The organism is Candidatus Erwinia dacicola, from assembly GCF_001756855.1.
In the GTDB taxonomy this organism is placed as follows: Bacteria; Pseudomonadota; Gammaproteobacteria; order Enterobacterales; family Enterobacteriaceae; genus Erwinia; species Erwinia dacicola.
In genome coordinates, this window is sequence record NZ_MAYS01000280.1 from 1 (window position 1) to 7,878 (window position 7,878).

At 51.4% G+C, this 7,878-nt stretch carries 7 protein-coding genes and 2 pseudogenes; 8 read left to right on the plus strand and 1 reads right to left on the minus strand.

The genetic code is table 11. The features are described 5' to 3' along the window. Positions 1-110, minus strand: a pseudogene (gene ghoS, locus BBW68_RS16370) (type V toxin-antitoxin system endoribonuclease antitoxin GhoS); the annotation flags it as partial. 157 nt (positions 111-267) lie between these two features. Between ghoS and BBW68_RS21020 the strand changes: the two are divergent. The 8 genes and pseudogenes from BBW68_RS21020 to ihfA all read left to right on the plus strand — a co-directional run. Beyond that, positions 268-351, plus strand: a pseudogene (locus BBW68_RS21020) (DUF481 domain-containing protein); the annotation flags it as partial. A gap of 244 nt (positions 352-595) precedes the next feature. Then, complete coding sequence (gene thrS / locus BBW68_RS08370; protein ID WP_070134902.1) at positions 596-2,524, plus strand: threonine--tRNA ligase; 1,929 nt, start codon at positions 596-598, stop codon at positions 2,522-2,524. Between the two features lie 3 nt (positions 2,525-2,527). Next, positions 2,528-3,079 carry a translation initiation factor IF-3 gene (infC, locus tag BBW68_RS16375; protein WP_083264849.1) on the plus strand — a complete coding sequence of 184 codons (552 nt, stop codon included), beginning with the start codon at positions 2,528-2,530 and terminating at the stop codon, positions 3,077-3,079. Positions 3,080-3,172: 93 nt separating this feature from the next. Beyond that, entirely contained in the window at positions 3,173-3,370 is a 198-nt protein-coding gene (rpmI, locus tag BBW68_RS08380) for a 50S ribosomal protein L35 (protein ID WP_070134909.1), read from the plus strand. A 37-nt stretch (positions 3,371-3,407) separates the two neighbouring features. Further along, positions 3,408-3,764, plus strand: coding sequence for a 50S ribosomal protein L20 (gene rplT, locus BBW68_RS08385; RefSeq protein ID WP_070134911.1), 357 nt, complete (start codon positions 3,408-3,410; stop codon positions 3,762-3,764). 322 nt (positions 3,765-4,086) lie between these two features. Beyond that, on the plus strand, positions 4,087-5,070 hold the full coding sequence (pheS, locus tag BBW68_RS08390; protein WP_070134912.1) for a phenylalanine--tRNA ligase subunit alpha: 984 nt from the start codon (positions 4,087-4,089) through the stop codon (positions 5,068-5,070). Positions 5,071-5,085: 15 nt separating this feature from the next. Continuing rightward, complete coding sequence (pheT, locus tag BBW68_RS08395) at positions 5,086-7,473, plus strand: phenylalanine--tRNA ligase subunit beta (RefSeq protein WP_070134913.1); 2,388 nt, start codon at positions 5,086-5,088, stop codon at positions 7,471-7,473. Positions 7,474-7,477: 4 nt separating this feature from the next. Continuing rightward, positions 7,478-7,777, plus strand: coding sequence for an integration host factor subunit alpha (gene ihfA / locus BBW68_RS08400; protein WP_017802142.1), 300 nt, complete (start codon positions 7,478-7,480; stop codon positions 7,775-7,777). The last annotated feature ends 101 nt before the right edge of the window (positions 7,778-7,878 follow it).

The window sequence follows — 7,878 nt, forward strand, 5'->3', positions numbered from 1 at the left end:
TCGCGCTGGTGATGCCGAAGCTGTTGGTGCCCAACTCGTGTGGATGGCCCTCGCTGTCGTTCAGCGTGGTGCTGAACCCGGCACTGAGCAGGGCGCTTTAACTCCAGCAGGTCAGAGAGCCCTTTTTCCTACAAACTGTTCAACTGAATTGGCTATTCATGGTTTCAATGTGATAAAGAGCCCTCAATCGTAATTCAATGTCGCAGTCGGCGCGGTAAATTCACGCGAGGGCGGTAGCAAAGCGGAGGGATTATCTTTTCCTGCGCGTTTTGCGTTAAGGCGGCGTATAATGAGTCAGCGCCCGATCATACCGATACCAAAACCACGATCACGCTCTCTTACGCGATGTAATTGCTTTGCGGGCTGCCTGCGGGCGACCAAGATTCATCCCTGCCTTATTCTGTCAGCATCTCCCTGCGCGGTTTCTCTCTTGATCCTAAAGGTGTTATTATGCGTGCCTAGCTGTGTATTGCGCAGCTATCAAAGGCGGCGGCAATCCGACAATATGGGTCAGACAGCCTGTCAGCTCGGAACTCTCAAACTATGTTTGCATGTAATCTTACGTGTGGGTTACCACTGCAATTAAGGATGTTTCATGCCTGTAATTACTCTTCCTGATGGAAGCCAGCGCTTTTTTGACCACGCCGTCAGCGCAATGGATATTGCCCTTAACATTGGTTCTGGCCTAGAAAAATCCTGTATTGCTGGTCGTATGAATGGCGAACTGATGGATGCGGTTGACCCGATTACAGAAGACGCTGATGTGGCAATCATCACCGCTAAAGACGAAGCCGGTCTGGAAATTATTCGTCACTCCTGTGCGCACCTGTTAGGGCACGCAATTAAACAGCTGTGGCCGGATACCAAAATGGCTATCGGCCCGGTTATCAACAACGGTTTTTACTACGACGTTGACCTTGACCGCACGCTGACCCAGGAAGATGTCGATCTGCTGGAAAAACGTATGCACCAGCTGGCAGAGACCAATTACGACATTGTTAAGCAGAAAGTTAGCTGGCAGGAAGCGCGTGACGCTTTCGCTGCACGCGGCGAAACTTACAAAATGACCATCCTTGATGAAAATATCAGCCATGACGATCGTCCTGGCCTGTATCATCACGAAGAATATGTCGACATGTGCCATGGTCCGCACGTGCCGAATATGCGTTTCTGCCACCACTTCAAGTTGCAGAAAATTTCTGGCGCTTACTGGCGTGGCGACAGCAACAATAAAATGTTGCAGCGTATCTACGGCACCGCTTGGGCCGACAAAAAGCAGCTGGCTGCCTATTTGCTGCGTCTGGAAGAAGCGGCGAAGCGCGATCACCGTAAAATCGGTAAGCAGCTCGACTTGTATCATATGCAGGAAGAGGCGCCTGGCATGGTGTTCTGGCACAATGACGGCTGGACTATCTTCCGCGAGCTGGAAGTGTTTATCCGCACCAAGCTGAAAGAGTATGACTATCAGGAAGTAAAAGGTCCGTTCATGATGGACCGCGTGCTGTGGGAAAAAACCGGCCACTGGGAAAACTACAAAGAGGCGATGTTTACTACCGTTTCAGAAAACCGTGAATACTGCATTAAGCCGATGAACTGCCCAGGCCACGTGCAGATTTTTAATCAAGGTCTAAAATCATACCGTGATTTACCGCTGCGTATGGCAGAGTTTGGTAGCTGTCACCGTAATGAGAAGTCGGGTGCACTGCACGGCCTGATGCGCGTACGTGGCTTTACTCAGGATGATGCCCATATCTTCTGTACTGGAGAGCAGGTGCGCGACGAGGTCAACAGCTGCATTAAGATGGTGTACGACATGTACAGCACCTTCGGCTTTGAAAAGATCGTGGTGAAACTATCTACGCGTCCAGAGAAGCGTATCGGCACCGACGACCTGTGGGACCGCTCAGAAGCGGACCTAGCGGCTGCACTGAAAGAGAACAACATTCCGTTTGAATATCATCCGGGTGAGGGCGCTTTCTACGGTCCTAAAATTGAGTTTACCCTGCATGACTGTCTCGATCGTGCATGGCAGTGCGGTACTGTGCAGCTGGACTTCTCGCTGCCAGGCTGCCTGAGCGCCTCGTATGTGGGTGAAAGTAATGAACGTCAGGTTCCGGTGATGATCCACCGCGCAATCTTGGGGTCCATGGAGCGCTTTATCGGGATTTTAACCGAAGAATATGCTGGTTTCTTCCCGACTTGGCTTGCTCCACTACAAGTTGTGGTGATGAATATCACCGATGGTCAGTCCGGATATGTTGCAGAATTGACCCAAAAATTGCAGCATGCGGGCATTCGTGCTAAAGCGGACTTGAGAAACGAAAAGATTGGCTTTAGAATCCGCGAGCATACTTTACGTCGTGTCCCTTACATGTTGGTCTGTGGTGATAAAGAGGTGGAAGCTGGCAAAGTGGCCGTTCGCACCCGCCGCGGTAAAGACTTGGGAAGCTTGGACGTAAACGAAGTGATCGCGAAGCTGCAGGATGAAATCCGCAGTCGCAATCTTCATCAATTGGAGGAATAAAGTATTAAAGGCGGAAAACGAGTTCAACCGGCGCGTCCTAATCGCATTAACAGAGAAATTCGCGCCACTGAGGTTCGTCTGACAGGAGTCGATGGCGAACAAATTGGTATTGTCAGTCTGGATGAAGCTTTACAAAAAGCTGCAGAAGCAGGTGTTGATGTTGTCGAGATCAGCCCTAACGCTGAACCGCCCGTTTGTCGTGTTATGGACTACGGCAAGTTCCTTTATGAAAAAAGCAAATCTTCTAAGGAACAGAAAAAGAAGCAAAAAGTTATCCAAGTTAAGGAAATTAAATTCCGTCCTGGTACCGATGATGGCGACTATCAGGTAAAACTACGCAACCTGATTCGCTTTCTGGAAGATGGCGATAAAGCCAAGATCACACTGCGTTTCCGTGGTCGAGAGATGGCGCACCAGCAGATCGGTATGGAAGTGCTTAACCGCGTCCGTAAAGATCTGTGTGAAAATATTGATTTGGCAGTGGTCGAATCGTTCCCTACAAGGATCGAAGGTCGCCAGATGATTATGGTGCTTGCTCCCAAGAAGAGGCAGTAGGCCCTAAAGTAATCCTGCCGCGTGCTTCAGTACGCGATGAGATTCGCCTGTCTGGTTCATTTTATTAACAATGCGAAGTGGATATTTTTTCAAATGCCAAAGATTAAAACTGTACGTGGCGCGGCCAAGCGCTTCAAGAAGACCGCCGGTGGCGGCTTTAAGCATAAACACGCTAACCTGCGTCATATTCTGACTAAAAAATCTACTAAGCGTAAACGCCACCTGCGTCCAAAAGGTGTGGTGTCTAAAAGCGATCTGGGTCTGGTTATTGCTTGCCTGCCGTACGCATAAGTAAATTTTTTACAGAATATTAAACAGGAGAGCTAATATGGCTCGTGTAAAACGTGGTGTAGTTGCTCGCGCACGTCACAAAAAAATCTTAAAACAAGCTAAAAGCTATTACGGTACACGTTCACGTGTTTACCGCGTTGCCTTCCAAGCTGTTATCAAGGCTGGTCAGTATGCTTACCGTGACCGTCGTCAGCGGAAGCGTCAGTTCCGTCAGCTGTGGGTTGCGCGTATCAACGCTGCAGCCCGCACTAACGGCATGTCTTATAGCCGTTTCATCAATGGCCTGAAAAAAGCTTCAATCGAAATTGACCGTAAGATTCTGGCTGACATAGCCGTATTCGACAAAACAGTATTTGCTGCTTTGGTAGAAAAAGCGAAAACAGCTCTGATGTAAGCCAGTTGGAAGAGGGAGCTTGTCTCCCTCTTTTTTATTATCTGAAAAGATGGACTTTTCTGATTGTTAAGATTTCAATAGAGCCGTCTAAACCGCAACAAGGTAACACCACCATGAATGCTATTTTCCGTTTCTTTCTTTTTACTTTAGCGTCTGACTATCGGGGGGGGCTTTGCGCAACGAAAAGAAACGAAAAATCGCGCTAAAAGCCTCCCTCGTGGAGGCTTTTAGCGTTTTACCGCTCGAAATAGATCGACTATTGGGCGGCTACTCGTCCTGACAAATAACAGACCGGCTACGGTGGCTGGAAGAAGAGGAAAGCATGTCACATCTCGCAGACCTGGTAGCAAGCGCGAAAGCCGCTATCAATGATGCTCAGGATGTCGCCGCGTTAGATAACGTTCGCGTCGAATACCTTGGTAAGAAAGGGCATCTTACGCTCCAGATGACGACCCTGCGTGAACTGCCAGCTAAAGACCGTCCGGCCGCGGGTGCAGTGATTAACGAAGCGAAGCAGCAGGTTCAGGAGGCGCTTAACGCGCAGAAGAATTCGCTGGAGTCCGCCGTAATGAATGCCCGCCTAGCGCAGGAGACGATTGATGTCTCGCTGCCGGGTCGCCGCATTGAAAACGGGGGGCTGCATCCGGTGACGCGCACCATTGACCGCATCGAGACCTTCTTCGGTGAGCTGGGCTTCTCCGTTGCAACCGGTCCGGAAATTGAAGATGACTATCACAACTTCGATGCACTGAATATTCCCCGGCACCACCCGGCGCGTGCGGATCACGATACCTTCTGGTTTGATGCCACCCGCCTGCTGCGTACCCAGACTTCTGGCGTGCAGATCCGCACCATGAAAGATCAGCCGCCGCCGATCCGCATTATTGCCCCGGGCCGCGTCTATCGTAACGATTACGATCAAACTCACACCCCAATGTTTCATCAGATGGAAGGGTTGATCGTCGATAAGGGCATCAGCTTCACCAACCTGAAGGGCACGATGCACAACTTCCTGAATAACTTCTTTGAAGCTGACCTGCAGGTACGCTTCCGTCCGTCCTACTTCCCGTTCACCGAACCGTCTGCCGAAGTGGATGTGATGGGTAAAAACGGCAAGTGGTTGGAAGTGCTGGGCTGTGGCATGGTGCACTCGAACGTACTGCGTAATGTTGGCATTGACCCTGAAGTGTACTCAGGCTTCGCCTTTGGTATGGGTATGGAACGTCTGACCATGCTGCGCTATGGCGTGACCGATCTGCGTGCCTTCTTCGAAAATGATATACGTTTTCTTAAACAATTTAAATAAGGGCGGGTAAAACCAATGAAATTCAGTGAACTCTGGTTACGTGAATGGGTCAACCCGGCCATTGACAGTGCAGCTTTGTCCGATCAAATCACTATGGCAGGTCTGGAAGTAGATAGCGTTGAAGCTGTTGCTGGTGCTTTTCACGGTGTGATCGTGGGCGAAGTGGTCGAGTGCGGTCAGCACCCGAACGCCGACAAGCTGCGCGTAACCAAAATTAACGTCGGCGGCGATTGTCGGCTGGATATCGTCTGTGGCGCACCCAACTGCCGTCAGGGTCTGAAAGTGGCCGTGGCGACCGTGGGCGCAGTGCTGCCGGGTGATTTCAAAATTAAACCGGCTAAGCTGCGCGGTGAGCCCTCTGAAGGTATGCTGTGCTCGTTCTCCGAGCTGGGTATTTCCTACGATCATGATGGCATCATTGTGCTGCCGTTGGATGCCACCGTTGGCACTGATATCCGCGAATATCTGCAGCTGGATGACAACACTATTGAGATCAGCGTCACGCCAAACCGTGCCGACTGCCTGGGCATCATTGGCGTGGCGCGTGACGTGGCCGTGCTCAACAAATTGCCATTGAACGCTCCCGAAATCGCACCGGTTGCTGCAACGTTGGCGGATACCTTGCCAATTCGTGTTGATGCGCCAGAAGCCTGCCCGCGCTACCTCGGTCGTGTAGTGAAAGGCATCAATGTCAAAGCAGCTACCCCTCTGTGGATGAAAGAAAAACTGCGCCGCGGCGGTATCCGCTCGATCGATCCGGTGGTGGATATCACCAATTATGTTTTACTTGAGCTCGGCCAGCCGATGCATGCCTTTGACCTTGACCGCATTGACGGTGGCATCGTGGTACGCCTAGCGGAAGAGGGTGAGAAGCTGACCCTGCTGGATGGCAACGAAGTTACCCTGAAAAACGATACGCTGGTCATTGCTGACCACAGCAAAGCGCTGGCAATGGGCGGGATTTTCGGCGGTGAAAACTCTGACGTAAATGAAGAGACTCAGAACGTACTGTTCGAATGCGCCTTCTTCAGCCCGCTGTCCATCACCGGCCGCGCGCGCCGTCATGGCCTGCATACTGATGCGTCTCACCGCTACGAGCGGGGCGTGGATCCAGCTCTGCAGCATAAAGCTATCGAACGCGCCACCGCGCTGCTGCTGGGAATCTGCGGCGGTGAAGCTGGGCCGGTTATCGATGTGACGACCGAGTCAGCACTGCCACAGCATGCGACCATTACGCTGCGTCGTGAAAAGCTGGACCGCCTGATTGGTCACGTAATTGCCGATGCGGAAGTGAGTGATATTCTGCGTCGCCTAGGTTGCAAAGTGACGGAAGGAAGCGGTCAGTGGCAGGCGGTTGCGCCAAGCTGGCGTTTCGATCTCGCTCTCGAAGACGATCTGGTGGAAGAAGTGGCCCGCGTTTACGGCTACGACAACATTCCGGACGTGCCGGTACAGGCGGGTCTGGTGATGAGCAAGCACCGTGAAGCTAACCTCTCTCTGAAGCGAGTTAAGGCGCTGCTGGTGGATAAAGGCTATCAGGAAGCGATCACTTACAGCTTCGTTGACCCAAAAATTCAGGCGCTGCTACACCCGGGCGAAGAGCACTTGGTGCTGCCTTGCCCAATCTCGGTAGAGATGTCTGCAATGCGTCTGTCGCTGTGGAGTGGTCTACTGGGCGCGGTGGCGTATAACCAGAATCGTCAGCAGTCGCGCGTGCGTCTGTTTGAGAGCGGGCTGCGCTTTGTCCCTGATACTCAGGCAAACCTCGGCATCCGTCAGGATGTTATGCTGGCGGGCATCCTCAGCGGGCATCGTAATGAAGAGCACTGGGATCTGGCGTGTAACGCAGTAGATTTCTATGATTTAAAAGGTGATTTGGAGTCGGTACTGGAGTTAACCAGCAAGCTGGACGAGATTCAGTTTGTGGCAGCGGTTAATCCGGCACTGCATCCTGGGCAGAGCGCACAAATTATTTTACGCGGCGAACACATCGGATTCATCGGTGTAGTGCATCCGGAACTTGAACGTAAACTGGATCTTAACGGCCTTACAGTGGTGTTCGAACTGCTGTGGGAGAAGGTTGCAGACCGCGTCCTGCCTGACGCCAGCAGCATTTCGTGCTTCCCGGCGAACCGCCGGGATATCGCTGTGGTGGTGGCAGAAAACGTGCCAGCAGCAGATATCATCGCAGAGTGTAAGAAAGTTGGCGTAAATCAGGTGGTTGGCGTAAACTTGTTTGACGTGTACCGTGGTAAGGGCGTAAATGATGGTTTTAAGAGCCTCGCTATTAGCCTTATTTTGCAAGATACCAGCCGGACACTCGAAGAAGAGGAGATTGCCGCTACCGTTGCAAAATGCGTAGAGGTACTGAAAGAGCGATTCCAAGCATCCTTGAGGGATTGAACCTATGGCGCTTACAAAAGCTGAAATGTCTGAATACCTGTTTGAGAAGCTCGGGCTTAGCAAGCGGGATGCCAAAGAGCTGGTAGAACTGTTTTTTGAAGAAGTGCGTCGTGCTTTGGAGAACGGTGAACAGGTTAAACTGTCAGGATTTGGCAACTTCGACCTTCGCGATAAAAATCAACGTCCGGGACGTAACCCAAAAACGGGTGAAGATATTCCCATTACGGCTCGCCGGGTTGTGACGTTTCGACCGGGACAGAAACTTAAAAGCCGGGTTGAGAACGCCTCGCCGAAAGAAGACTGATTTCAGCCCTTCAAAAGGCTGAAAACGGCTTTTCATGCCTGTAATATCAATAAGTTACGTTATAGCTTAGGAGTTATGGTCATTTGTGGTGTATGGGGATT